We start from the raw sequence: 24,942 nt of genomic DNA, 5'->3' as shown, positions 1-24,942 counted from the left end.
GTGCGATCGCGCTAATTTGTAACTATTTGGCAGCAATAGGCAGGTGCATGACAGAAATAGAATCAGAGGGAGGCGAACTGGAGCGAAACTGGAGACATGACAAGCTTCTAACTCCTGGCGAAATTGCTAAACTACAAAGAGCGGGAGTAGATATCCATGACCTTAAAAATGAGGAAAATGCCTCGAAGAAAGACCTTTACAAAGACAGAGATGGGAACATATACGTTAAACCTAAAGGGGGTCAAGTTCCAGGTGAGGATACAGGACTCAACATTAATGATTTTTAATAATTTTAATAAAGGACTATTGGCATGGAATCTGAAATTTACGCCTATTTCGCATTGACTGGGCTCGATTTTGAACCGGAAGAAATTACGGCAAAAGTTGGCATAATTCCCACTAAAACGTGGAGGACTGGTGACTTCATTACTTCCAGGGGTACTATTCGCAAAAAACACAATGGCTGGAGACTTGATTCTAAACTGGAAAAATCCGCTGAACTAGAAGATCATGTTAAGTCAGTACTCGAACAATTGCAAGCAGGTTGGCTACCTTTGGTTGAGGTGTGTTCTCAGTATTATGCAGAATTTGCTTGCGTAATTTATTATCGGAGTGGGAGCGTTCCAGCGATTCATTTCGATAAACGTATTATGCAGCAAGTCGCCGAACTGAAGGCAGAAATTGATGTAGATTTGTATGTGCTGGAGTAAGAGTGCGATCGCACTCTTAGAGCAATTGCAATGAGTCAGGTACAAAAAAAATCGGGTTTCTAGGGTCTACTTCATGCAACTGACACCTTAAAAAAGGTACGTTGTTGCGCTTCAGCGCTAAATCTGGCGCTAAAGCGTAACAACGTACCTAGAAATTGGATTATCAACTTAAAAGAGAGAATCCAATGCTGAACAAACAAAACTTTGAATACTTCCTAAAAGCCCTGGAAATTACCGAAATTATCGTCAGTCTGTTCATTATTGCCCCAAATTTGGGAATTTTAGCAGGTGGAGCTATCCTCGCTTACCTATTGCTGCTAATCAAAAACAACCAAAATGGGGAAGAGGAATAAGCTATATAACTGGAAGAAAAAGAGCGATCGCACCTCACCATCTGCTAGTTTAGGATGCGATCGCTCTTTTCCCGCCCCATCTAAAAAAATCCCAAACACCTACCCTCACCAAATCACATACCCGTTACAATTTGATACCCTAGCTTAAATAGTCTTGGGAACGAGTACGAGCGTGGAAATTCAAATTGGGCGCGGCAAAACCGCTCGCAGAGCTTACGGTATTGATGAAATTGCCCTAGTCCCTGGGACTAGAACCTTAGATCCCAGTTTGGCAGACACTCGCTGGCGCATAGGCGGCATAGAGCGAGAAATTCCTATTATTGCCAGCGCGATGGACGGTGTAGTCGATGTCCGCATGGCAGTCCTTCTATCACAACTAGGAGCTTTAGGCGTTCTCAACTTAGAGGGTATCCAAACCCGCTACGCTGACCCCGAACCGATTTTAGAACGCATCGCATCAGTCGGTAAAGACGAGTTCGTCGCCCTGATGCAGGAACTTTATGCAGAACCGATTAAACCGGAACTCATCGAACAACGCATCCAGGAAATCAAAAGTCAAGGTGGTATCGCCGCTGTAAGCGCCACACCCGCAGGCGCAACTAAATACGGTTCAGTCGTCGCCAAAGCTGGTGCAGATCTATTTTTTGTCCAAGCGACAGTAGTTTCCACCGCTTACCTCTCGCCAGAGTCAGTAACGCCACTAGATTTGGCCCAGTTCTGTCGAGAAATGCCCATACCAGTAATTTTGGGCAATTGCGTCACCTACGAAGTTACCCTAAGCTTAATGAAAGCTGGAGCAGCGGGAGTATTGGTAGGCATTGGCCCCGGTGCGGCTTGTACCTCTCGCGGCGTCTTGGGTATAGGTGTCCCTCAAGCTACTGCGGTTGCCGACTGTGCCGCCGCACGGGATGATTATTTTCAAGAAACTGGTAACTACGTGCCAGTTATTGCTGATGGCGGTTTAATTACCGGCGGCGATATCTGTAAGTGCATTGCTTGCGGCGCAGACGGCGTGATGATTGGCTCACCCTTTGCCAGAGCCAAAGAAGCACCCGGACGTGGTTATCATTGGGGCATGGCTACTCCTAGCCCCGTCCTACCACGCGGCACTCGCATTCGCGTCGGCAGCACAGGCACTCTGGAGCAAATCCTCCGGGGGCCAGCGGGACTTGATGATGGCACTCATAACTTACTAGGGGCATTAAAAACTAGCATGGGCACTTTGGGAGCTAAGGATATCAAGGAGATGCAGCAAGTCGAAGTTGCGATCGCGCCCTCTCTGTTAACCGAAGGCAAAGTTTACCAAAAAGCCCAGCAACTGGGAATGGGTAAGTAAATTTACTTAACAAATTTACTTCGGGAAATTTCCATGACTCCCAGCTAAATCCCTGGAAAAACCGAATCTGTGGCATACAATAGAAATAGCGGAGACGCATGTTTCCGTTCACTCCTCACACCACACTCCGCCCGGACTGACGTTCGGGCGGTTCCTTATTACCAGAAACCCTTAAAATATGTATATCCTTTAAGGCGGAAAGAAGATCTCTTTCTGTTATGGTAGAATTCCGAAGGAAATAAAGACAATATTTAAGCAAGGAATTGTAGGCATGTCAGCAGCCGCACAAGTTACAGACGCTACGTTTAAGCAAGAAGTACTTGAAAGTGAAGTTCCGGTTTTAGTAGATTTTTGGGCTCCTTGGTGCGGTCCCTGCCGGATGGTTGCGCCAGTCGTAGATGAAATAGCGCAGCAGTACGAAGGTCAGGTGAAGGTTGTCAAACTTAACACCGATGAGAATCCTAACGTAGCCAGCCAGTACGGGATACGCAGCATTCCCACCCTGATGATTTTCAAAGCGGGTCAGAGGGTCGATATGGTGGTCGGCGCAGTTCCCAAAACTACGCTGGCAAATACTTTGGAGAAGTACCTCTAGACCGGGGCCATTGCTAGAGCCTCCTTGGCTGTTGTAATTCTATTTGGGCGACTGGTGAGGCCGCCCTATCTCTTGTTGTCCAAAAATGTTAACCAAAGTAAGCTTTGTTTTTCCAGCGTCTTGGATGGATTAAGGTCTAAGGCGCTTTTTAATTACTACTGCGCTAAAAAGCAGGCAATTAGTAAAGAATTGCTACCGTCATGTAGCAATTTCCCGATCGATAGCATGAATATCGCTATGATAAAATACCCGCCAGTGCGAAAAAAATTATGACAATTACTCCCTCGTTTGAGAATCTCCCAGCAGACCTGGCGGAGATAATCGAGCGGCTGCCAACACTAAAACACAAAAAATGGATTGAGCAGTCACTAGGGACGCTCCTGCGAATCGCTGGGAGTGAGATCGATCGCCTGGACTGGAAGATTCTGACTGCCTCTTTACAAGATTTGGAGCGGGGATTCCAGACATTTTATTCCTATCGGCACGTTCGCAAAGTTACCATCTTTGGCTCAGCTCGCCTCTCAGCGGATAGTCCCGAATACCAGATAGCCGCTGAGTTTGCCCGTTGCGTCACGGATCTAGGGTTTATGCTGATGACCGGAGGTGGTGGTGGTATCATGCAGGCTGGGAACGAAGGCGCGGGAGCCGAAAAATCCTTTGGCTTGAATATCAAGCTCCCCTTTGAGCAGGAAGCCAACCCATTCATTATGGGTGACCCCAAATTAATTCACTTTAAATACTTTTTCACGCGCAAGCTGTTTCTGTTGCGAGAGAGCGATGCCATAGCTCTGTTTCCTGGCGGTTTCGGCACCCAAGACGAAGCTTTTGAGTGCTTGACGCTCTGCCAGACTGGTCGATATGGGCCTGTTCCTTTAATTTTGATCGATCGCCCAGGCGGCGAGTACTGGAAAGACTGGGACGCATACATTGACAAGCATCTAGTGCAACGCGGTTTAGTAAGTCCAGAAGACCGAAGTGTCTACACAATTACGGACAACTTGGATGTAGCCTGCGAAGTCATTACCAGTTTTTATCGCGTCTACCACTCCAGTCGCTATGTAGAAGAGCAATTTGTCATTCGCCTTAAGTCCGAACTCAAAGATGAGGATGTGGAGCGGTTGAATGAAAATTTCAGCGATATCTTAGTTAAAGGACAGATTGAAAAAACTAAAGCTTTCCCGCAAGAGGCGGGAGATGACACCTTTGACTTGCCTCGCCTCGCTTTGTATTTCAATCAACGAGACTTTGGGCGATTATACCAGCTGATTGCCGCTATTAACCAGTTGAATATTCCCTTGTCTGAGGCCGAACATCCCGAACTTAAGTGAACTACCCAGTACAAAATTAAGGCATTCTTAATTCCTGAAAGCCTTGATAATAAACCTTTCTTACCCTAGCCCCTAGCCCCTAGTCCCTCGCTATACCTGCACAATTTTGCCTAGTTGAATCTGCTTCCTGAGCGTCTTGGGTAGCAATGCCGAGCTAATACTTAAGTAAAATTACAGACTTATGTAAAAAGTTGCACCATATATTCCGCAATCCTCACCAAGACAATGTGCTGTAAATTTTGGCAAAGTTATAGCAATAAGCCCTAAAATGGCACTTAAGATAGATGTAGAGTGCCAACATCTTACTCCATTTAGCTCTATAGCTTTCACTTTATGGCTCCAAAACATAGCAAAATTAGATTCCCGATCTGGCAGTATCTCAACCAGCCTCTCTTTAGTTCTACAACTAAACTTGTATTAAATCCCCATCAATTCTGGTATTTCTACAGAATTCAACTTCTAGAACGGTGCTGGGCTAAACAGTGGGAGTCCAATGGCCACCGTCGTAAATCCACAAGCGACGAATAATCCCCTACAAACTTAAGACAAGGTTATCTCGATGGACGACTGTTTCGGCACCGACATAACCTAAAATTGCGGGTATTTCGGCTGATTGACGGCCTATAATCTTCTGTAGCTCAGTGCTGCTATAGTTGACGATTCCCCTGGCGATTTCGCGACCTGTGGCGTCGCACAACTCTACAGCATCTGAAGGATGGAAGTCGCCCTTCACTTCCGCAATCCCAGCCGCTAACAGGGATTTCCCAGCCTGAGTGATGGCAGCTACAGCGCCCATGTCGAGGTAAAGCTTACCGACAGGAATCAAACCGTGGGCAATCCAACGTTTGCGGGCATTGCTGGGTTGGGGTTGAGCTTCAAAGTGGGTGCCGATAGCTTCTCCGGCCAGGATTTTTTGGATGTTGCGGGGAGACCTGCCTTCGGTAATCACGGTTCGCACGCCAGCAGCGGTGGCAATCCGGGCAGCGGCGATTTTGGTAACCATGCCGCCAGTACCCCACCCAGTGCCGCTCAAGCCTGTTTGTACCTGTAATTCTGCCAGTTGGTCAATTTGCTTGACAAGATTAATCGGTTGTGCATCGGGATGGCTGCGGGGATCGGCAGAGTAAAGGCGATCGACATCTGTTAATAAAAACAGCCAATCTGCCTCCAACAAGCTGGCGACTCTGGCAGAGAGGGTATCGTTATCGCCAAACTTCAACTCTTCGACTGCCACCGTGTCATTTTCGTTTACCACTGGTATCACCTCCAGCCGCAGCAGTTCTTGAAAAGTATTGTAAGCGTTGAGATAGCGACTGCGCTGCATCAAATCGCTGCGCGTCAGCAATACCTGCGCGATCGGCTGTTGCAGGGACGTAAACAAATCGTCGTAAATCCGCATCAGGCGTCCTTGTCCCACAGCTGCCACAGCCTGCTTTAGGGCCATGCTGCGGGGTCGTTCCCGCAGTCCCAGGCGAGCGCAGCCAACGCCCACCGCTCCCGATGACACGAGAACGACACGGTGTCCCAAGGTGCGAAGATAGCTGAGGGTTTCAATTAGAGATGCGATCGTGGAAAGGGCAAGATTACCCGTAGATGGATCGGTCAGGCTGGAAGTGCCAATTTTGACGACAATAGTTTTAGACATAGCAATTTTAGATTTTAGATTGTCCTTCGTCATTTGTCCTTTTCTAATGACCAATAAAAATGACAACCGCTCAAACTTTACCTACTCAAAGGCTTAAAGTCCCCAAAAATTACTCATTATTGGCATTTAGCTATAAAAATGAGTAAGATTGAGCAGAATTAGCTAGATTTTCTGGAACTGCATTTACCCCAAAATTTTAAAGCGCCAATCCTTCTCAGGCGGAAGGCTGGCGCTCTTACAGGTATCGATCAAAATTTATGGTTAGGGCCTTTATATTGGCTGACCCCATTTTAAACCATCTTTTATGATCGCACAATTTTTAGACAAACTCGTATTTCATAATAATTTCTTTATATTTCCCTCGATCGGGAAGTCCCTTGAGGTGATAGTACTTAGGAATTTCAGATTTAAGATTTCAGATTGCAAATTTAAAATTTACAATCTGAAATTTTTTCCTCAAGCTCTTAGATGGGCTTGGGAGTAGCTTGGCGTCGGGCCGATCGTTGTTTGCGAATTGCCACTACTGCTGCTTCGTGTTCTGCCAGCGTGCGGCTGAAGACGTGAGTGCCATCGTAGCGAGCGACAAAAAAGATATATTCAGTGTTTTCAGGATCGAGAGTTGCTTTTAAGCTAGCCAAGCCGGGACTAGCAATGGGGGTAGGCGGCAGACCTCGATTCAGATAGGTGTTATAGGGAGACGGCATCCTGACTTGGTTCAAAGTTAGGGGCTGATCTGGCGTCTGCTGAATATTCAATCCGTATTCAACCGTTGGATCGGATTCAAGTTTCATTCCCAGCCGCAAGCGCCGGACAAAGACGCCTGCAATCCGGGGACGTTCCACTGGAACCACCGCTTCTTTTTCGACAATACTGGCTAAAGTGACCCATTGAACCAGGCCGATCTGGCTTTTTTGCGGATCGGTTTGATATACGGGGAGAGCCAGTTCCTCAAACCTTTTCAGCATCGGTTTAATGACGCTCTCAGGTGTAACAGCACCAGCGGCTATCTGGTAGGTGTCCGGGTACAAAAACCCTTCCAAGTGAGGTATACCGCTGGGTAGCCAGGGAAATTGGTCGCGGGGAATAAGGCTTGCGGTGGCCAAAAAATCTTCAGCTTTGAAAAAGCCTTGTGCTTCAAAGTAGGCTGCCATTTGCTTGAGCGACCACCCTTCAGGAATGGTGAAGCTACGCTGCACTTCATTACCTTTGGTAATTTCGACTGCTATTTCTGGCAGGGACTGAGTGGGTGATAACTGGTAGGTGCCTGCCTTGAACCCCGCTTTGTCTTGCAGCGTCAACCAACGCGCCCACAGATTCCAAGCTTCAGCAGAACGAATTAAACCAGCTGACTCCAGATCGCGACCAATTTGGGAAGCCGAAGTTCCTGGTGGAATTCGGATTTGTAACGTTTTTTCCCCGTCGGGTGATGCTGTGGTGGCTGCTGATGCTAGAGGCGGGGCTGAAGCCCAACTCCACCAAGACCAGCCTTGCCAAGCACATAGCCCCAGGGTTACTGGGAATAGGCCAACATAAAACAACCACTTGGAGAGGCGTTGCATAGCTTTAACTTATTCGAGTTCATCGAACAATTGTTCTTCAAGCAAAGGCTGCACCCTTTGAAATTCTTCTGGGGAAAGTAACTCAGGTTCACCCTTTTGGTTAATACGTCCAAAGAAAAGGAGTGGATCGAGGGGGGTGTAAATCGCGTATTCCTGTTCTTCGTGGTAAAAACTAGCCAGGAACTGCAACTCTTCAGGCTCTAGCTGAGTTATGTCATCCTCCATTTCCAGAGTGAGTATTGCGTCTTCGTCTACTTCTGGCAGTTCACCGGCAACCGTCAAGGAGAATCCGGTGCGCTTGAGTATGAGGTCTTGCTCTGCTAGCACAGCTTGGGCAACGGGAAAGATTTTGTCAAGGATCTCGTCATCTTCAACGACCGTTGCGGCTTCTTCGTCCTCGGAGTCTTCATTCCATGCAAAAATCTCGACTGGTGAGTCAACTGGTAGCAAGAGAACATATTCTTCATCTTCGACTTCCAGCGATCGCTCAATATAACAAGCTAGTTCGAGTCCCGCTTCATCTTTGAGGATGACGGGTTTATTCTGGGAATCTTCGTTTTCTTTCTTTTTAGACATTTGCAAGGCTCCAACCAAGGGGAGTGCTATTACGGTGTGCGTCGCTCGTCCAACCATTGTTGCAAAATTATGGCCGCAGCAATCCGATCAACCGAACTTTTATGCCGTGATGGCGATTTGTTGGCGTCTTTTAGCAGTCCCTCGGCTTGAAAGGAAGTCAGTCGTTCATCAATATACTCCACGGGCAGCTGCAAGGCTTTGCTGACCCGCTGGGCAAATTTCTGGACTTGTCGGGCTTGAGGGCCTAAAGTTCCGTTCATGGAGTAGGGTAGACCAACGACGAGGACTTGCACTTCTCGCAGGGCGACAAGTTGCCTTAGCTGCTCCATGTCCCGATCGAATGATTTGCGCTCGATGGTCGTTAGACCTGTGGCAATCAGACCAGTGCGATCGCATCCGGCTACCCCAACCCGCTTGCGACCGACATCCAACCCCAGTGCTGAAATAAGAGCGGGGGAGCGGGGAAGTGGGGGAGGGGGAGAAGGACACTCTGGACTTTCTGGCATTTTTATGTTAACTACTTAGATCCAGATGCTAGCAAGAAGGTTTTTCCGGCTGAGTCTCGGCACCATCTTGCTGGGATGAGCTACCAGACGAACCCTGGCGCGATATTTTGAAAGCGACGCCGGAAGCTGTTTCCGGGGACGATTCTGATTTTGACCCTGGTTGTCCTGAGACATTGGGTGCTAAATCGGTTCTCGCCGACTCCGGTGTTGCTAGCTGTCGCGATCGCAACCAAGACATCCGTCCCGGTACTGGTTGACGAGAACGCTGCAAACCTTGAAGTACTTCGGACAATGGCAGACCTTCTAAGGATACCAGCTTAGATTCCCGCAATTTATGCCAAACCGAACGAGACATCAGCAGGGTATGTTCCACGCGCTCAGCCCCCAGCTGCTCCAAATACTCTTCTCGTTCTGGTTGGTAGTCCGCAGAAGCTAGTTGTAAGGATTGTGGCGGGAAATCTTGGGCTATGCGGGCCATTTGAGACAGCAATTCTGGATAAAGCCAGGTGTAGGCTGGATGAACCGTTAACTGGGCTTTGTGAGGCACTAAACCGTTGCGGCTCAGTTGCATTTGAAAATAACCGATCGCTGCTTTGCGCTGGGTTTCAAACACATAACCGCTTACTACTTCGGTCTGGTTAAACCACTGTTTTATCCCTTCAATTAAAGCAGCGAAGAAGCTGGTTTTGAAGTCTTGGACGTGGCGATCGAATACTTGGCGCACCAAAGGGGGCATAGCTGCTGTATCTAGTTGATATAGCAGTTGGGCGTCGGCATTACTTACTGGAAGTAGATTGGGTAAATCGGGTTCTCGCTCTTGCAGTTCTTGGAGGGTTGAAGGTGCTAGAGCCCAATAAGTCATCTGGGCCAAGGGCTGAAACCCATTTTGCCGATACAGAGCCAGCGTCGTTTTGTTGTGGATATTGACTTCTAGCAACCAAGTGCGTGCTTCCCAGATTGTCTCGAAGCAATAGCGCAAAAGTTGGGAGCCTATTCCTTGGCTGCGTGCTTGTGTATCAACCACCACCTGTTCTACTCGCCAGGTGCTGCGCGTACGATTAAAGGGGGATATTTGGATCGCACCCCGAACTTCCCGATCCTGCTGGGCCACATAGGCGCAAAACTCGTACCGGAACGGGTTAGGGAATAAACTCAAAAACTTCAGCAACCAGTACCAGCTGCGAACCTGTTTAAGCTGCTTCTTAGTATCTGCGGAGCAGCTGTGGTCTTCTGCGTCACACGCCTCCACAAACATCTCGTCAAGCGCTTCTAAGTCCCGGTATTGCACGGGGCGGACGATCGTTTTTGGCTCTTGGGAGGAGAATACAGTCATGTTGAGTGAGGACTGGCAGGTTTCCAGTTTCAGTTTAGCACCCGACTCGTAAGGCGGGTTCTTGATTTCAATCCCTCATAGGGATTAGGACAGATTTACCCACCAATCTAGACATAATAACACATCTAGCTGAGCTTTAGCACCCTCCGGACTGCGACCAGCCAAACAAAGCAACTGATAAATAGGGACGAAGAATATCAGGAAGGAGCGATCGTGCGACCGCCTTTAGGCTGAGGATTTTCAGGTGGTACATCGTTTTGGTTTTGCCAAGTTAGAGACTTCCTCGAATGCCAGATTCTGTTTGACAGATATATGCTTTGGGGATGCACTTTGGTATAATAAACTGCCAGAAAGCGATGTTGAAAGAATGGGATCGGCCGTAAGCATCAATTGGTTGACCCATAGAGCGATCGAGCTAGCTGTGACTAAGGAACCTAGCACTATCTCTAGCACTGGAAGCAAGTGTTTGGTTTGCTTGATGAGAAGTACTTGTCAGAAACTGGGTATTCGTCGTCGCCGCAAGGATGCGGAATAGAGCGATCGCAATGTGAAGTATTTTAATATAGCACCATTCGTGCTACATTATTGCTTCAGCACTCCCTTGTATCGGTTACTACAGCTAAGCCCCAACCGACTAAGAAAAGTTACTCTCATCGTTAAACAATCATGCTTTGTTGCCATGCCAGCTAAAAAAGAAAACAATGGATGTGGATGTACGAGTATTCCATTTTCATTAATCATTGTTTTGTTAGGTCTTGGTTATTGGGGCTTTACGAATCTAGATCATCTAGGTATCAGAAAAGTTCTGCCTAATAATCTAGATATTAGCAAGTTTTTACCTAATAATCAACCAAATAATCCACAGCCAACCACTCCTAAAGTTACTCCTGCGCCGACCCAGCACATACCTGTTGCCGATGCACCCTTAGCGAAAGTTATTCCGACTCCTACACTAACAACCAATCCAAAAGTTCCAGCATTACCCGTAACCCCCAAAAAATCACCATTACTTCAAACTCTTTGGGAGAAAAAGGAAATCAGGGGAATTTATTTAAGTCGGTATCAAGCAACTAATAATGCTGACGAAAAAACGATTCGCCAACGAGTTCGTTATTATCGATCGCAAGGAATAAATACAATTATTCATGGAGTATGGGGTAATGGTTGCACGATGTATAACAGCAATGTTATGCAGCAAACATTTGGATACAAAAGTTGTCCCAACCAATTTCAAGAACGATGGCTAGATTGGTTGATTGATGAGGCACACAAGCAGGGAATGCAAGTACACGCTTATTTTGAAAAGGGGATTAAAATCGATAAAAATAGCCCCATTTTTGATGAGGCAATTGCTAGACGATGGATTGTACCTGGGGTTGATAAAACCTACGCTGGGATCGAACACTACGTACTGGATGTAGAACTCCCAGAAGTTGCTAATCTTTTCAAAAAGATATCAGTAGAATTTGTCCAAAAGTATCCTACCATTGATGCAGTTCAATGGGATGATTACTTAGGTTATCATGCCGATTTACCAGGTAAAGTCGATCGCACAACCCGTTTGACTAATTTCGTGCGGCAAATGAGAGATGACATGAAGAAAGCTAACCCAAAAGTTAGTTTCGACCTTTGCCATCATAACCCTTATTGGGGTAAACGTTATTTTGCGGCTGATTGGGAAAATTGGAATGTCGATCGAGTGTTCATTCAAACTTATAACGATGCTAATTTTAACCAAGAGCTAGATTATGCCGAAAAGTATGAAGGAGTAGCCATTTCAGATACTCAGTTGGATCGCTTAAAAGAACTGGTTAATAACACCAAAATTAAGAGTGTTTTAGTGTTTCCCTCTTCGGGAAAACCAGAAGAGACTGCTGCGCGTGTCAAAAAGCTTACTCCCATTAATTAGTGAGCTAACGTTCCCACCGAAATTTGCGTTCTGACTCCTGAATTGGCACATCAAGGTATAAGGCGCATTGATTATTAAAAAGATTTCCAAAGATGTAGCGGGAGGCATTTGTTCTACATGGGCAAAAAGTCTAAATATTTCAGAAAGTTCAACTGCTAATGAGGGAAGTAGTAACGCTTCTTAAGTAGGCGATAAATACTGGAGTTGGGTTCTAAGTCGTAAATTTTTGGTCAATATACTCTGTACCTTGAATAGCCAACCCCAAGTCCAAAAGCTTTTCTAAAGCGATCGCCTGAGCCATAGGTATTTGACCGTAGCTAAACACAGCTGGAATCTCGGATGGTAATAGGGGGACGAATTGTTTCCAAACATACGGGCTACCGCAGAGAATCAGTGCTTTTAGTTGTCCTGCCTCTAGTAATACCTCTAAGTGGCGTTGCGCTATCTGAACCAAGCCCGTCGTATTCTGAAAGGGGTTAGCCTGGATAAACAGTTGAAGCAGTGTCGGCTGAAGGTCATTGATACTTTCAATGACAGGCGTTTGACTATCAACCCATTGCAAGCGATAGCCCCATCCTTGCGGTATTGTAATGGCAGGTGTGTGTAGTCCTAGAAAACTTGCCTGCAATAAGTTTTCTACCACAATGAGATTAGTCGCTCTAATGGTTGTGTCAGATGTTAAATTCTGTGGCTGTAGTGTTTGACGCGACTCTCTCGGTGACGGAGTGTGAACCATTAGGGATTGATGTAGGATGGTACGGCAAACCTCAGAAGCTTTAGGTTGGGCTATGCTCTCAATCCAAGAGAGACTGGAATCGCTAACCCCTTGCTTTTGTTCCGATCTTAGAGTCGATCTGAAAACCTGCTCCTTAGCTCTCCAAATCCGCTCCAGCTTGGCATGAAGTCTTTCCTGACTCAAGCGTCCCGTTTGCACGGCTTGATAAATTGCCTCAATTGTCCCTGGTGGGTCAACAGGCATGAGAACGACATCCGCACCAGCCTCTAGCGCCATGATTGGAGCCTCTAATGCTCCATAATGCCGAGTAATCGCTTGCATCACCAGCGCATCGGTAACAATCAACCCGTCAAACCCCATCTCTTGGCGCAGTAACTGAGTCAAAACTAAAAATGAGAGGGTAGCCGGATAATCCGGATCTAAGGCAGGCACTTGCAAGTGTGCGGTCATCACAGCACTTACCCCTGCAGCAATAGCGGCGCGAAAGGGAGCCAGTTCTACCCGATCTAGGCGTTCTCGTGGGTGGGGAATCAGGGGTAAGTCCAGGTGGGGATCGGTTGACGTATCCCCATGCCCCGGAAAGTGCTTAGCTGTTGTCAGAACACTATAGTCTTGGGTGCCTTGGATAAACGCCTCAATTAAAGGGATGACAATTTCTGGCATCTCTCCAAAGGCTCTCAGGCTAATCGCGGGATTTTCGGGGTTATTGTTCACATCAACAATTGGCGCCAACAGCCAGTTGAGTCCAACAGCCTCAGCTTCTCGAGCGGTGATCGCTCCCATCTCTCTGGCTAAGGCACAGGCTTGCGGCAAGTCGGATTTAGCGATCGCGCCCAGAGCCATTGGGGGTGGCATCCATGTGGCTCCTGAGAACCGTTGACCTACTCCTTGCTCAATGTCCGCTGCGATCAGCAGGGGGACTTGCGCCCAGCTTTGCATCTGCTGAATTCGTGCAGCTAGATCGGACACACTTCCTCCCAGGAGGATAACGCCCCCTACCCCCCGATCCTCAATCCAATGTCGGAGTTTTGCAGTAGGTGCTTCCCACTGTGGGTAGCGGATTTCGCCATCGAAGAGGTGACCGGAGGTGCGTACCACCAGTAGTTGTGCTACCTGCTGTTTTAAACTCAGTTGCTGCCAAGGAGGTAGCGAATGGTCAGAGAAGGAGTTACTCAACTATTTTTTGCCGAGATTACAATTGTTCCCTATCATTGTAGGCTATGCTGACACCAATTTCTCGACAATCTTAACGAGCCCAAGAGAAGTGCCGCACATCGACCTACTTCGGGGATCATCCCAGACTGGCCTCTAGAAGAAAGGTTGTCTCGTTGACAGTAATCGAGCGTAACTCTGTAAAACCCGCAGTGTTTACCAGGTATTCAAATTCAGATTGCTTACTGGTTTTAGCTCCAAACACGATAGTTAGTGATGCGGTACGCGGTACTGTTGCCTTGGTTTTTGCCGTCGCTGATGTTTTGGGTTTATGCTATACCAATGTTTTTGAGGAGAAAAGATGATGGGAAAGTAAATTTATTGCTGTTGATTTTGCAGCTATTGGCGATGCTTTTTATTCAGTCATATTTGCACTAATATCCTTTAAACAATCATTCAATACCCACAAAACCGTTATCCAATAACAATTTAACCCGATAAATAGCGATAGACTAACGATTATAACTAGGAAATCCATTAGGAGAACACTTGATGTTGTCAACTTATCGTCAACAGGTTAAAGAACGGGCAAAATTGGGAATTCCGCCCCTACCCTTAAATGCCCAGCAGACATCGGAAGTTTGCGAACTGCTGAAAAATCCTCCGGCGGGGGAAGCGGAGACGTTGTTGGATTTGCTGACAAATCGCGTTCCTCCGGGGGTGGATGCAGCAGCTTACGTGAAAGCTGGGTTTCTCGCTGCTGTTGCGAAGGGGGAAATCACTTGTCCTTTGATTACTCGCCAAGCGGCGGTTTACCTGCTGGGTACGATGCTGGGCGGGTACAATGTGCAATCTTTGGTGGATTTGCTCAAATCCCATGACAGCTTAATTGCAGGGGCCGCAGCAACTGCCTTAAGTAAGATATTGTTGGTGTTTGATGCTTTTAACGATGTCCTTGCTTTGTCGGAAGTCAATCCCTACGCCAAGCAAGTAGTTGATGCGTGGTCAAATGCCGCGTGGTTCATCGGGCGTCCCAAATTGCCGGAAACGATTACGGTGACGGTGTTTAAGGTTCCCGGCGAGACGAATACGGATGATTTGTCGCCTGCACCTCTTGCTACCACTCGCCCGGATATTCCGTTGCACGCTACGGTGATGTTGGAATCGCGGATGCCGGGGGCGTTGGAAACGATCGCACAATTGAAGGAGAAAGGGCATCCTGTAGCTTATGTGGGGGATGTTGTGGGGACTGGTTCATCCCGGAAATCGGCGATTAACTCGGTGTTGTGGCATATTGGGAACGATATTCCTCATATTCCCAATAAGCGAAATGGGGGATATATTTTAGGAAGTGCGATCGCTCCCATCTTCTTTAACACTGCTGAAGATTCCGGTGCATTGCCGATCGAATGCGATGTCAGCAATATGGAAACCGGGATGGTAATTACCATTCATCCCTACAAAGGAGAAATTGTCAACGAAGCTGGCGAAGTTATCTCCAATTTTACCCTAAAACCAGATACAATTCTCGACGAAGTAAGAGCAGGTGGACGCATTCCTCTACTCATCGGACGCACTCTCACCGATAAAACTCGCGCTGCATTAGGATTAGAAACCAGTACCGTTTTCACCCGTCCAAAACAACCAGCAGATACTGGCAAAGGTTACACTTTAGCACAAAAAATGGTCGGCAAAGCTTGCGGATTACCAGGGGTTCGTCCCGGCACATCTTGCGAACCAATCATGACAACTGTTGGTTCCCAGGATACCACAGGCCCGATGACTAGAGATGAGTTAAAAGAACTCGCTTGTTTGGGATTCAGTGCAGATTTAGTCATGCAAAGTTTCTGCCACACAGCAGCATATCCCAAACCAGTTGATGTGACAACTCATAAAGAATTACCCGATTTCATGGCACAACGCGGCGGTGTTTCATTGCGCCCCGGCGATGGAATTATTCACTCTTGGTTAAACCGAATGTTGTTACCAGATACGGTAGGAACAGGTGGCGATTCTCATACTCGTTTCCCATTAGGAATTTCCTTCCCCGCAGGTTCCGGTTTGGTAGCATTTGCTGCTGCTTTGGGCGTCATGCCTTTGGATATGCCAGAATCAGTTTTAGTGCGATTCAAAGGTGAATTGCAACCCGGTGTTACCCTGCGAGATATTGTCAATGCAATTCCTTACATAGCAATTCAAAAAGGATTGCTAACAGTGGATAAGAAGAATAAGAAAAATGTCTTCTCCGGGCGAATTATGGAGATTGAAGGTTTGCCAGATTTGAAAGTCGAGCAAGCTTTTGAATTGACAGATGCTACCGCCGAACGTTCTTGTGCTGGTTGCACAATTAAACTCAGCGTCGAGACTATTTCTGAGTATCTGCGTTCCAATATTGCCCTATTGACAAATATGGTAGCGCGTGGTTATGAAGATGCCCGCACTATTATGCGCCGCGTGGCGAAAATGGAGCAATGGTTGGCAAATCCAATATTATTGGCAGCTGATGCTGATGCAGAATATGCAGAAATCATCGAAATCGATCTTAACGAGATTAAAGAACCAATTGTTGCTGCACCAAATGACCCGGATAATATTAAATTATTGTCCGAAGTTGCTAACGACCCCGTGCAGGAAGTATTCGTTGGTTCTTGCATGACAAATATCGGTCACTATCGCGCCACTGCGAAGGTGTTGGAAGGCGAAGGTACGGTGAAAACCCGCCTGTGGATTTGTCCCCCAACTCGGATGGATGAACAGCAACTAAAAGAAGAAGGTTACTACAGCATTTTTGGTGCTGCGGGTGCGAGGACTGAAATGCCTGGTTGCAGTCTTTGCATGGGTAATCAAGCGCGAGTTGCTGATGGTACTACCGTGTTTTCAACTTCTACCCGAAATTTCAATAACCGGATGGGTAAAGATGCGCGAGTTTATCTAGGTTCCGCTGAATTAGCAGCAGTTTGTGCGCTGTTGGGAAGGATTCCTACTGTGCCGGAATATCTGGATATCGTGGCGAAGAAAATTCATCCTTTAGCTGGTGATTTGTATCGGTATTTGAATTTCGATGAGATTACTGGTTTTGAGGATGAAGGAAGGGTGATTGCGTTGGAAGATATGCCCAAAATTGAAGATATTTTGGGTATTCCGGCGGGTGCGTTGAATTAGAATGATGGTAGGTGGGCAATGCCCACCCGATCAACCCATTACAGCGAAGGTAAATACCATGAAACTAGACAGCATGACCAGCGATCCCAATTTCTAACTTGGAGACTCTGATTACTTAACTCTAGCTAACTTCCACAATTCTTTTAGACTCACTATACAATTACTCTGCTACCTTTCTGGAAATGATTCCTTGTAAGACTTGTGCCGTATTATTCAATTGGTCAAGCACCTGATTTGTTTGCTTTAGAGATGTGACCGTTTGCACAGAGGCTTCACTTAATTGAGATATAGCACTACTAATTTGACTGGCTCCCTCAAATTGCCCCTCCATACTCTGACTCACCTGTTCAAATTGTGGTGTGAGACTTTGCACTTGGTCAATCACAGCAGTCATTTGCTCACTGACAAAGCTCACTCGTTTCACATAGTTACCCACATCTTGGCTGAACTTATCCATTTCTGTCACACCCTTGCCAACAGAGACTTGTATTTCTTTGACCATATCCTGAATTTCCGATGCCGCCCTACTCGCCTTATTTGCCAACCATCGCACTTCTATGGCGACAACGCCAAAACCTGACCCATACTCTCCTGCCTTCTCCGCTTCGATGGCGGCATTGAGCGAGAGTAAATTGGTTTGATCGGCCACTTGAGTAATCATCGTCACCACGCTATTGATGTTATTAGCTTTTTCATTCATCATCTGTAACCTAGAGGACATATTCCTTGTGAACGTTGCCAACTGATGTATTACAGTTGCCATTTCCTCCAGGGAGGATTGACTATGACTTGCCGAAGTAGCAGTGGATTGAGCTTTTTGGGCAATATCTTCCATCGTTTTGGCTAATTTCCCACTGGTTGAGGCAATTTCAGTCGCGGTAGCTTTCACTTCGTTAGTGGAAACTGATTGTTGTGTCACGGTGGCTTCTAACTGCTTGCCAGCAGTAGCAATTTGCTTTGTGGAGGAGGTAACCTTCATCCCCACTTGATTGGCTTGCAGAATTACCTCATTGAGTTTGTCAAAGGAATTGTTCAGTTGCTTGGCCATACTATTGAAGGAGTTTGCCAGTTTTGAGAGTTCAATAATCTGGCTGGGTTCAACGTTCTGGTTGAAATTGCCGTCTGCCATCTCAGCTGAAGCTTTGGCAATACGGTTTATGGGACGAGTAATCCAGGAAGCCGTAAGAATTGCTACAGCAATCGCCACTCCCAACGCCAGCAAACACAGCAGCATTGTGATGCGAGTGTTGTTGTTGATTTCTCCCATGAAATCCGATTCAGGAATGACTACCACAATTAGCCAATCGAGACCCAATTTATCCCGCCAGGGAAGGACTTGAACGAATGTGGGTTCGTTATTGAGGTTGAATTGGAACTGCTGACTCTCGCTAATTTGGCTCAAGTTAGCAAAACGGTCTATTAACTGTTGACCAGTTGCTCGAATTAAAGGGTCTTGAAGTTTAACTACATTGAGGCGTTCGGGTTTACCTGCTTTGATCCGGTAAGATTTTTCGTCGGTGGAGGTAGCCACAACCAAACCATCCCGCTCCAAGATGAAAATTTTACCCGAAGGAGTCACCTTCAAATTTTGCAGGAAGGTGTTCAACTGTGGGAGAAACAACTCAGTTCCGATCACACCCACCAGGTTGCGGCTTTTGTCATATACCGGATAGCTACAGCTAATTGTCACAATATCTGGTTTATCAGCCCAGTAGTTGATCTTGGCCCAGACTGGTTTACCTGCTTTAACTGGCTCGGTAAACCCACTGTCGTTCACGTATTCAAAGGCTTCATGCTCGGTGACACGGGTAGGTTTTCCCTGACTATCCAGCTCATATTGCTTGTACCGACCTTTGTAAGAAGAGCGCATCATTGCCATGTACAATCTGCCATCTGCTTCACGACCGATGCCGACATACTCACTACCTTGGGGACGACCAAAGCCGATGTAATTCAAACTCTTGAACGTTTTCATTTGGCTGTAAAACTGACGCCAGGTGCGCTCATAGTCTAGCAAGTTCAGATTTCCTGAGTTATAGTCATCCACGTTGATTTGGTTGATTTGAGCAGGAGTGGCTAAAAACGTGTCAAGGTGCTGATAGATGCGAGAGCTAGCTTCGCTTTGCAACCGCAGCACCAAGTCGTTGACGGCTTTGTGCCCGTTGCGGAAGGAGAGATAGCCTACCAAGCCAACGGCAGTGACGATTTGCAGTACAAAGGGTACCACCAAGGCGGTGCGGAGGCGGAATTTGAGTGAGGTGGGGGCGATCGCCTGTTTTGAGGAATCCATTGTTTGAGACACTCTCAATAGATAGTTTCGAGTTTATCTTACAGATAATCAATTATTCATTCCTTGTGAGAAGCTTTTGGGGAAGGGTATCTATTGATATCCATTAAAATTTGTGTTTCCTGGATGCGATCGCTTTGATTAAACCCACATTCCGCAGATCTGACTCATCTTACTAATATTTTTGAAAAATCCAAGCCAGAAAAACTTTTCTAGCCTAAGTTTTTCGCCTTTGGCTTCTACTATTCGGTCAATAAGTAGATAATATCTAATACACTTGCCGTGAAAAACAAAGGATCTTTTAAAAATCTAAATCCTCTTTGATTGGATTGTTGGGCTTTATATTCTGATCGCACCTCATCATTAGTCAATTCATTGTTATCTACAACATTCGTAGCCAAAATAAATCTACCTGCTTTAGTTTTTTCAGCTTCAATTACTGATAATCTGATTTCTAATCTACCTTTTACTTGATACTTGATTTTATTCTGTTTGGTTAATTTACTCGGTCTTCCTGATTGCTCGTAACTAGCTTTTTCTGCGTATTCAATATCTTTTATTTCGTGATACTTTAAATAATTTGATAATCTTTCTACCGCTATTTTTGCATCGGGCTGACAAGCAAACTTTTGCCTGTAAAGCTGACGTAGCGCGGCTGATGCTTTTTCTTTCTGTTTTTCTACTTGGCGGGAGACTTGTTGAATGCTTGCTTTTTTTCTGGCTTCACTTTCGATGATTAACCATCTTTGTTTTATCCCTCCATAATTACTCTCTTTCTCGGCGATTTTATATCCAGGTATTTGACTGTCTGTCCATTGCTCAGGTTCCAGCTCTAAACTTTTATTTTGAGCCTCTTTTATACTTAATGGGACTCTAGTTAGGAGAACGACTGGCAATTGACGGTCAAGGCATCCGTTGCACGGTGACAGATTACAAACCAACTCCCCAAAGTTTTTTCTTTTTTTGTATGAAACCACCCTGCCCTCCCCGTTGTGGAGAGGGAGGGGAGCAAGATTACTCCCCCTCTCCTATTCCCCCTCTCCGTTGCGGAGAGGGGGTTGGGGGGTGAGGTTTGTCCTGGCGATAGTTAATAGCCCATCCTACAACTGATTGTTACTTTCCGTCTTTGTCAATGTCGCCAGGAATAGCGCGTTCAACCTTATCCCAAGCTGCACGAGTGGCGTGTTTAGCCTTTTCCCAATTTAAATTTGACCCGCCACGCTTCGTTTCGTAGTCACGCTGTAGATGCGGCTCGATCTCATCGTAGGTTTTGCCAGAGTAGAGGCCGTAACCTTCATAGCCAGTGCGATACGCCGGTGCATAGTCATTATAACCCAGACCGGGCTCAACGTAAGGCTCAGAGACGTAGCGATCGCGCCAGTAATCATCTTCTACTGTGGGATCGATCGATTCGGCGACACTCTTACCAGCCAAACCGCCAACCACCGATCCTACTGCAATACCAACAGCCGCGCCCACTGGGCCACCGATCGCACCGCCGATCGCCGCACCCACAGCACCAGCGCCTGCTGCACCAATACCCGTCCCTACTGGATGCGCCCCAGGTTCGCCAGAAATCGGGTCGCGGTTTGCATCAGGTTCGTTATTCATATTATTTGTTTCCTTTTATCAGTTCTTTTCTTAATTTACTATTAACTCATAAAGTAGTCTTCCCCCGCAGGTAATAATTAAAATTACCGTTCAATGTAACTTTGGGTAGATAAAGCCTTTTAGTCTTACCTTACATCTTTGAAAGTAAAGTGGTATAAAATATCTTAAACAAATGACACTTTCATCAAAGATATCGTTGTAGTACAGCAGCGGTAGCCTGGCCCGTTTTTTCCCAACTGAATAGTTTGGATCTGGCAATCCCCGCTTGACGTAAGTGCGATCGCAATCCCGCATCATTAGCCACAGCTTGCATCGCCTCTGTGATTTCTCCAACATTATATGGATTAACCATAATAGCTGCATCACCAGCAGCTTCTGGCAAAGAAGAAATATTAGATGTAATTACCGGAGTACCGCAAGCCATCGCTTCCAAAACCGGCAGTCCAAATCCTTCCCAAAGGCTGGGAAAAACGAGTGCGATCGCCTGATTTATTATTATAGGCAATTCACCATAAGGAACATACTCCAAAAATTTTACTCGATCGCTTATATTCAACTGTTCTGCGGCTGCTTTCAAAACAGGTGTGAAGCGTTTGTCAAACGATCCAGCTATCCACAATTCGCAGTCACAGCACTTAGGCAAAGCAGCAAAAGCTTCAATCAGGCGCAGCATATTTTTGTAGGGATCGTGTCTGCCTATATACAGAAAATAATTGCAACTCGGCAAGTCTAAGAATCGGAAATGATTTGCATCATGTGCTAACAAAACAGCCGTAACTTTCTCAGATGGAATGTCGAAAAAATTAATCACATCCTTCGCCGTTGATTCTGAATCGCAAATAATATGCTGTGCTTGTGACAACACCAAGGGAAGGAAATATCGATTGTAGCTAGTTAAAGGCGAAAATCGCTTGGGAAAACGCAGAGGAATCAAGTCGTGAACCGTCACTACATATCGACAACCAGAATATAAAGGTGCTTCTGGAAGAGGAGAAAATAAAAGATTTGATTTCAGCTTTTGGTAAATTTTGGGCAGATGAAACTGCGTCCACAAAAGACGGGATAAGTGTCCTTTTGTCCCTTGTTCTGGTGTTAAATTTTGCGGTATTGGGTAGCAGCTAAAGTTATCTATCTTTTGGGAAACCAATAAAGTCGGATTTAGTAATTTAAGGTGAGGAAATAGATTGACTGCGTAAGTACTAATACCCGTTGGTTTAGCCATCAAAAAAGACAGATTTAGCAACATCGGATTCAACCAGATTGAAGATCGATTTTAGAAACCAGGTTTCTTAGAGAAACCTGGTTTCTGAGAGATTCTAAGTACTCTCCTCAAATAAAGCAATATGCCATGTAGTTTGCCAAATGCAACTTGCGGTTTCACTGGTATTAAGATAATTGCATGAAAAACCAGGCGAGTCAATCTTAATATTAAAAACTTCTTCTTAGCATAACGTTCAACAGCTAATAGATAGCTGTATGTGCTATGCTTAAATTTTACTAATAGATTTCTGCTTGTGATTGACGAAGGATGATGAACTACGCCAATTTTATGGGCGATCGCAATTAAATGTCCTTGGCTGGCATAACGTCTGCAAAAATCAAAATCTTCGTAATATAGAAAGTAATCCGAATCGAACTGCGGGCAATTGTGAAATTTTTTTAAATTAATTAATAAACTGCACCCGCTGACCCAAGTAGTTTCTAAATAGGGTAATTCTGACTTATTATTATAGATAGTTTTGGCTCTAATTTCTCCATTTTCTGAACTAAATTCACCTCCAGCAAACCAAACTTCACCAGTTGGCGTGTAAACAATCGTACCGACAATTGAAAGTTCGGTATTGGCTGCAAAAAATGTCTGTATTTTCTCCAATGCGTCTGCAAGTAGATAAGCATCCGGGTTAATAATCCACACAATTGCTTGGGTATCTTGAGGATAAATCCAATTTAATCCTAAGTTGCAAGCTTGACCAAAACCAAGGTTACTCCCAGCTTCAAGAATGTGGATATCATCACCTTCCAGATGATGAATAGAGTCATCATCTGGGGAGTTATTGATAATAAGAATTGTGTAATTAACACCTCTGCTTGCTTGAATCGATCTAATTAAACTAGCGATAAAATCGCTGGAATAATAGTTAACTATGACAAAGTAAATCACATCACGTTAGCTCAATTTGACTATCATCGCCAATCATAAAACGCAAGGCTTTCGGGCGTTGTGGGGCAACAGTTAACTGGGCGCGTTGTCCAATTACACTATCCACAATTCTTTGATGAATACCTACCACTTTAGCACTCTGCAAAATCACGCTATGATCGAGTTCAACATCAATCAAGGTAACATTATCGCCAATGCTACTGTAAGGGCCAATAAAACAATGTTCTAAATAGCAGTTGCTACCAACAATAACGGGGCCGCGAATAGTACAGTTAATCAATTTAGTACCGTCACCAATTTGCACTCGCCCAATTACCTGACTGCGATCGTCTACTTCACCAAGAATAGATTTTGTCAGACAAGTGGTATCGAGAATAATTCGGTTTGCTTCCAGCAAATCATCTTTTTTGCCGGTGTCTAACCACCAACCTTCTAACTGACAAGCTTCAACTTTTTTTTGCCGATCGATCAAACATTGGATCGCATCGGTAATTTCCAGTTCGCCACGGGCGGAGGGTTGGATAGCAGCGATCGCATCATGAATCGCAGTAGAAAAAAAGTAAATTCCCACCAGTGCTAAATTGGAAGGGGGAACTTTCGGTTTTTCCACCAACTGCAAAACTCGCCCATTTTCATCAACTTTAGCAACACCAAACGCACTGGGATTAGACACTTGCCGCAGCAAAATTAAAGCATCTGTCTGCTGGCTTTTAAAGTTGTCTAAAAATACACCCAAATCGCTTTGAATCAAGTTATCGCCCAGATACATAATAAAAGGCGAGTCTCCCAAAAATGGCTGGGCAACTTTGACGGCGTGGGCTAAACCGGCGGGTTGGTCTTGCAGGATGTAAGTAATTTTAGCACCGAAGCGATCGCCATTTCCCGTCTTAGCTTTGACTTCCTCCCCAGTTTCGGGGCTAATAATAATCCCAATATCGGTAACACCAGCGGCGACAATCCCTTCAATCCCATACCAAAGAATTGGCTTATTGGCAACGGGAACGAGTTGCTTCGCCCCTGTATAGGTGAGAGGTCGCAAACGAGTTCCTTTACCGCCGGAGAGAATTAATGCTTTCATAAACTAAGAGTGTAGAGTTCGGCTAACATCTTTCTTAATCCCTGTCGCCAGTGCGGCGGATAAGTTCCCAGGACTGCTGATATTTTGGCACAGGATAGAACAGAATAGGCAGGGCGACGCGCTGGTGTGGGATATTCAGCTGTTGTAATCGGAATCGTTCGTTGAACTTTCAAATCCCATCCTAACTGTTTTGCTTCTTCAAATATAGTAACGGCAAAGTCGTACCAGCTGGCAACGCCACTATTTGTATAATTGTAGATTCCGACAATTTCTGGAGTAAATCGAGGAATCAGTTGTGCAATTGCACTTGCCAAATCTGCTGTACAGGTGGGGCTACCAATCTGATCTGCAACTACTCGAATTTCTTCACGTTGAGCCCCTAATCTCAGCATAGTTTTGACAAAATTTCCTTTACCGCCAACGCCATAAACCCAAGCAGTTCTCAGGATAATATAATTGTCGCAGGTTTTTTGAATTGCGATCTCACCTTCGAGTTTGGATTTGCCGTAGACACTGATGGCATTGGTGGCGTCACTTTCCTGGTAAGGGTGGCTTTGGCTACCATCAAAGACGTAATCGGTGGAAATGTGAATCAGGGGAATTCCCAACTTTTGACATTCTTGGGCTATGATACCGGGTGCGATCGCATTTATTTTCTCAGCCAATTCCGGTTCGCTTTCGGCTTTATCCACCGCCGTATATGCAGCCGAATTCACAACTACGTCGGGTTTTACTTCATTTATAACCTGACGAATAGCGTCTGGCAGCGTTAAATCCAACTTCTCTCTTCCTACACCAATTACTTCACCCACAGGCGCAAGAGTCTGCTGCAATTCATTTCCCAACTGTCCCGCAATGCCTGTTACTAAGATTCGCATCATTCGATTTTAGATTTTGGATTTTGG

The 24,942-nt window shown here is 45.8% G+C and carries 22 protein-coding genes; 9 read left to right on the top strand and 13 right to left on the bottom strand.

Annotated elements, in window-relative coordinates:
• Window positions 1-47 precede the first annotated feature (47 nt).
• From LAY57_RS03585 to LAY57_RS03560, 6 genes are all read left to right on the top strand, one after another.
• The gene (locus LAY57_RS03585; protein ID WP_249064925.1) at window positions 48-287 is read left to right on the top strand and encodes a polymorphic toxin type 33 domain-containing protein; all 240 of its coding nucleotides are present in this window, start codon (window positions 48-50) and stop codon (window positions 285-287) included.
• A 24-nt stretch (window positions 288-311) separates the two neighbouring features.
• Window positions 312-710, top strand: a complete 399-nt coding sequence (locus tag LAY57_RS03580; protein ID WP_249064924.1) for a DUF4279 domain-containing protein — start codon at window positions 312-314, stop codon at window positions 708-710.
• 185 nt (window positions 711-895) lie between these two features.
• Window positions 896-1,063: a hypothetical protein gene (locus LAY57_RS03575; RefSeq protein WP_249064923.1), complete on the top strand. Its 168-nt coding sequence runs from the start codon at window positions 896-898 to the stop codon at window positions 1,061-1,063.
• A gap of 172 nt (window positions 1,064-1,235) precedes the next feature.
• Window positions 1,236-2,399 carry a GuaB3 family IMP dehydrogenase-related protein gene (locus LAY57_RS03570; RefSeq protein WP_249064922.1) on the top strand — a complete coding sequence of 388 codons (1,164 nt, stop codon included), beginning with the start codon at window positions 1,236-1,238 and terminating at the stop codon, window positions 2,397-2,399.
• Between the two features lie 271 nt (window positions 2,400-2,670).
• Window positions 2,671-2,994: a thioredoxin gene (gene trxA, locus LAY57_RS03565; protein WP_249064921.1), complete on the top strand. Its 324-nt coding sequence runs from the start codon at window positions 2,671-2,673 to the stop codon at window positions 2,992-2,994.
• A 269-nt stretch (window positions 2,995-3,263) separates the two neighbouring features.
• On the top strand, window positions 3,264-4,322 hold the full coding sequence (locus LAY57_RS03560; RefSeq protein WP_249064920.1) for an LOG family protein: 1,059 nt from the start codon (window positions 3,264-3,266) through the stop codon (window positions 4,320-4,322).
• 532 nt (window positions 4,323-4,854) lie between these two features.
• Here the strand turns inward: LAY57_RS03560 and proB are convergent.
• The 5 genes from proB to LAY57_RS03535 form a co-directional block, all read right to left on the bottom strand.
• Window positions 4,855-5,967 carry a glutamate 5-kinase gene (gene proB / locus LAY57_RS03555; protein WP_249064973.1) on the bottom strand — a complete coding sequence of 371 codons (1,113 nt, stop codon included), beginning with the start codon at window positions 5,965-5,967 and terminating at the stop codon, window positions 4,855-4,857.
• A gap of 464 nt (window positions 5,968-6,431) precedes the next feature.
• Window positions 6,432-7,526 carry an endolytic transglycosylase MltG gene (gene mltG, locus LAY57_RS03550; RefSeq protein WP_249064919.1) on the bottom strand — a complete coding sequence of 365 codons (1,095 nt, stop codon included), beginning with the start codon at window positions 7,524-7,526 and terminating at the stop codon, window positions 6,432-6,434.
• Window positions 7,527-7,535: 9 nt separating this feature from the next.
• On the bottom strand, window positions 7,536-8,102 hold the full coding sequence (locus LAY57_RS03545; protein ID WP_249064918.1) for a DUF3727 domain-containing protein: 567 nt from the start codon (window positions 8,100-8,102) through the stop codon (window positions 7,536-7,538).
• Between the two features lie 29 nt (window positions 8,103-8,131).
• The gene (gene ruvX / locus LAY57_RS03540) at window positions 8,132-8,608 is read right to left on the bottom strand and encodes a Holliday junction resolvase RuvX (protein WP_249064917.1); all 477 of its coding nucleotides are present in this window, start codon (window positions 8,606-8,608) and stop codon (window positions 8,132-8,134) included.
• Window positions 8,609-8,636: 28 nt separating this feature from the next.
• Entirely contained in the window at window positions 8,637-9,941 is a 1,305-nt protein-coding gene (locus LAY57_RS03535) for a GNAT family N-acetyltransferase (protein WP_249064916.1), read from the bottom strand.
• Window positions 9,942-10,185: 244 nt separating this feature from the next.
• Here LAY57_RS03535 and LAY57_RS03530 point away from each other — a divergent pair, with 244 nt between their 5' ends.
• The gene (locus LAY57_RS03530) at window positions 10,186-10,476 is read left to right on the top strand and encodes a hypothetical protein (protein ID WP_249064915.1); all 291 of its coding nucleotides are present in this window, start codon (window positions 10,186-10,188) and stop codon (window positions 10,474-10,476) included.
• Between the two features lie 144 nt (window positions 10,477-10,620).
• Window positions 10,621-11,850, top strand: coding sequence for a family 10 glycosylhydrolase (locus LAY57_RS03525; RefSeq protein WP_249064914.1), 1,230 nt, complete (start codon window positions 10,621-10,623; stop codon window positions 11,848-11,850).
• Between the two features lie 211 nt (window positions 11,851-12,061).
• On the opposite strand, the gene LAY57_RS03520 is transcribed toward LAY57_RS03525, so the two are convergent.
• Window positions 12,062-13,762, bottom strand: a complete 1,701-nt coding sequence (locus LAY57_RS03520) for a glycoside hydrolase family 3 N-terminal domain-containing protein (RefSeq protein WP_249064913.1) — start codon at window positions 13,760-13,762, stop codon at window positions 12,062-12,064.
• Window positions 13,763-14,290: 528 nt separating this feature from the next.
• On the opposite strand from LAY57_RS03520, the gene acnB reads away from it, so the two are divergent.
• Window positions 14,291-16,900, top strand: a complete 2,610-nt coding sequence (gene acnB / locus LAY57_RS03515) for a bifunctional aconitate hydratase 2/2-methylisocitrate dehydratase (RefSeq protein ID WP_249064912.1) — start codon at window positions 14,291-14,293, stop codon at window positions 16,898-16,900.
• A gap of 160 nt (window positions 16,901-17,060) precedes the next feature.
• On the opposite strand, the gene LAY57_RS03510 is transcribed toward acnB, so the two are convergent.
• The 7 genes from LAY57_RS03510 to rfbD all read right to left on the bottom strand — a co-directional run bounded on the left by LAY57_RS03510 (window position 17,061) and on the right by rfbD (window position 24,915).
• Complete coding sequence (locus tag LAY57_RS03510) at window positions 17,061-19,190, bottom strand: methyl-accepting chemotaxis protein (RefSeq protein WP_249064911.1); 2,130 nt, start codon at window positions 19,188-19,190, stop codon at window positions 17,061-17,063.
• Between the two features lie 239 nt (window positions 19,191-19,429).
• Window positions 19,430-20,164 (bottom strand): IS1634 family transposase, encoded by a 735-nt coding sequence (locus tag LAY57_RS03505; RefSeq protein WP_249064910.1) that lies wholly within the window; start codon window positions 20,162-20,164, stop codon window positions 19,430-19,432.
• Window positions 20,165-20,300: 136 nt separating this feature from the next.
• Window positions 20,301-20,798: a hypothetical protein gene (locus LAY57_RS03500; RefSeq protein WP_249064909.1), complete on the bottom strand. Its 498-nt coding sequence runs from the start codon at window positions 20,796-20,798 to the stop codon at window positions 20,301-20,303.
• A gap of 184 nt (window positions 20,799-20,982) precedes the next feature.
• The gene (locus LAY57_RS03495; protein ID WP_249064908.1) at window positions 20,983-22,020 is read right to left on the bottom strand and encodes a glycosyltransferase family 4 protein; all 1,038 of its coding nucleotides are present in this window, start codon (window positions 22,018-22,020) and stop codon (window positions 20,983-20,985) included.
• Window positions 22,021-22,071: 51 nt separating this feature from the next.
• On the bottom strand, window positions 22,072-22,959 hold the full coding sequence (locus tag LAY57_RS03490; protein ID WP_249064907.1) for a glycosyltransferase family 2 protein: 888 nt from the start codon (window positions 22,957-22,959) through the stop codon (window positions 22,072-22,074).
• A gap of 1 nt (window position 22,960) precedes the next feature.
• Window positions 22,961-24,037: a glucose-1-phosphate thymidylyltransferase gene (locus tag LAY57_RS03485; RefSeq protein WP_249064906.1), complete on the bottom strand. Its 1,077-nt coding sequence runs from the start codon at window positions 24,035-24,037 to the stop codon at window positions 22,961-22,963.
• Window positions 24,034-24,915, bottom strand: coding sequence for a dTDP-4-dehydrorhamnose reductase (gene rfbD, locus LAY57_RS03480; RefSeq protein WP_249064972.1), 882 nt, complete (start codon window positions 24,913-24,915; stop codon window positions 24,034-24,036). The genes LAY57_RS03485 and rfbD overlap by 4 nt, the downstream gene beginning before the upstream one ends.
• Window positions 24,916-24,942: the final 27 nt, after the last annotated feature.

The organism is Argonema antarcticum A004/B2, assembly GCF_023333585.1.
Classification (GTDB): domain Bacteria; phylum Cyanobacteriota; class Cyanobacteriia; order Cyanobacteriales; family Aerosakkonemataceae; genus Argonema; species Argonema antarcticum.
The sequence above is the reverse complement of the archived record's forward strand: the minus strand, read 5'-3'. Positions and strand labels throughout refer to the sequence as shown.

Coding starts and splice junctions, on each gene's coding strand:
- LAY57_RS03500 (WP_249064909.1), bottom strand. CDS start 20,798: ATGAATAACGAACCTGATGCAAACCGCGACCCGATTTCTGGCGAACCT.
- LAY57_RS03525 (WP_249064914.1), top strand. CDS start 10,621: ATGCCAGCTAAAAAAGAAAACAATGGATGTGGATGTACGAGTATTCCA.
- rfbD (WP_249064972.1), bottom strand. CDS start 24,915: ATGCGAATCTTAGTAACAGGCATTGCGGGACAGTTGGGAAATGAATTG.
- acnB (WP_249064912.1), top strand. CDS start 14,291: ATGTTGTCAACTTATCGTCAACAGGTTAAAGAACGGGCAAAATTGGGA.
- LAY57_RS03545 (WP_249064918.1), bottom strand. CDS start 8,102: ATGTCTAAAAAGAAAGAAAACGAAGATTCCCAGAATAAACCCGTCATC.
- trxA (WP_249064921.1), top strand. CDS start 2,671: ATGTCAGCAGCCGCACAAGTTACAGACGCTACGTTTAAGCAAGAAGTA.
- LAY57_RS03585 (WP_249064925.1), top strand. CDS start 48: ATGACAGAAATAGAATCAGAGGGAGGCGAACTGGAGCGAAACTGGAGA.
- LAY57_RS03575 (WP_249064923.1), top strand. CDS start 896: ATGCTGAACAAACAAAACTTTGAATACTTCCTAAAAGCCCTGGAAATT.
- LAY57_RS03485 (WP_249064906.1), bottom strand. CDS start 24,037: ATGAAAGCATTAATTCTCTCCGGCGGTAAAGGAACTCGTTTGCGACCT.
- LAY57_RS03580 (WP_249064924.1), top strand. CDS start 312: ATGGAATCTGAAATTTACGCCTATTTCGCATTGACTGGGCTCGATTTT.
- LAY57_RS03510 (WP_249064911.1), bottom strand. CDS start 19,190: ATGGATTCCTCAAAACAGGCGATCGCCCCCACCTCACTCAAATTCCGC.
- ruvX (WP_249064917.1), bottom strand. CDS start 8,608: ATGCCAGAAAGTCCAGAGTGTCCTTCTCCCCCTCCCCCACTTCCCCGC.
- LAY57_RS03535 (WP_249064916.1), bottom strand. CDS start 9,941: ATGACTGTATTCTCCTCCCAAGAGCCAAAAACGATCGTCCGCCCCGTG.
- proB (WP_249064973.1), bottom strand. CDS start 5,967: ATGTCTAAAACTATTGTCGTCAAAATTGGCACTTCCAGCCTGACCGAT.
- mltG (WP_249064919.1), bottom strand. CDS start 7,526: ATGCAACGCCTCTCCAAGTGGTTGTTTTATGTTGGCCTATTCCCAGTA.
- LAY57_RS03495 (WP_249064908.1), bottom strand. CDS start 22,020: ATGGCTAAACCAACGGGTATTAGTACTTACGCAGTCAATCTATTTCCT.
- LAY57_RS03560 (WP_249064920.1), top strand. CDS start 3,264: ATGACAATTACTCCCTCGTTTGAGAATCTCCCAGCAGACCTGGCGGAG.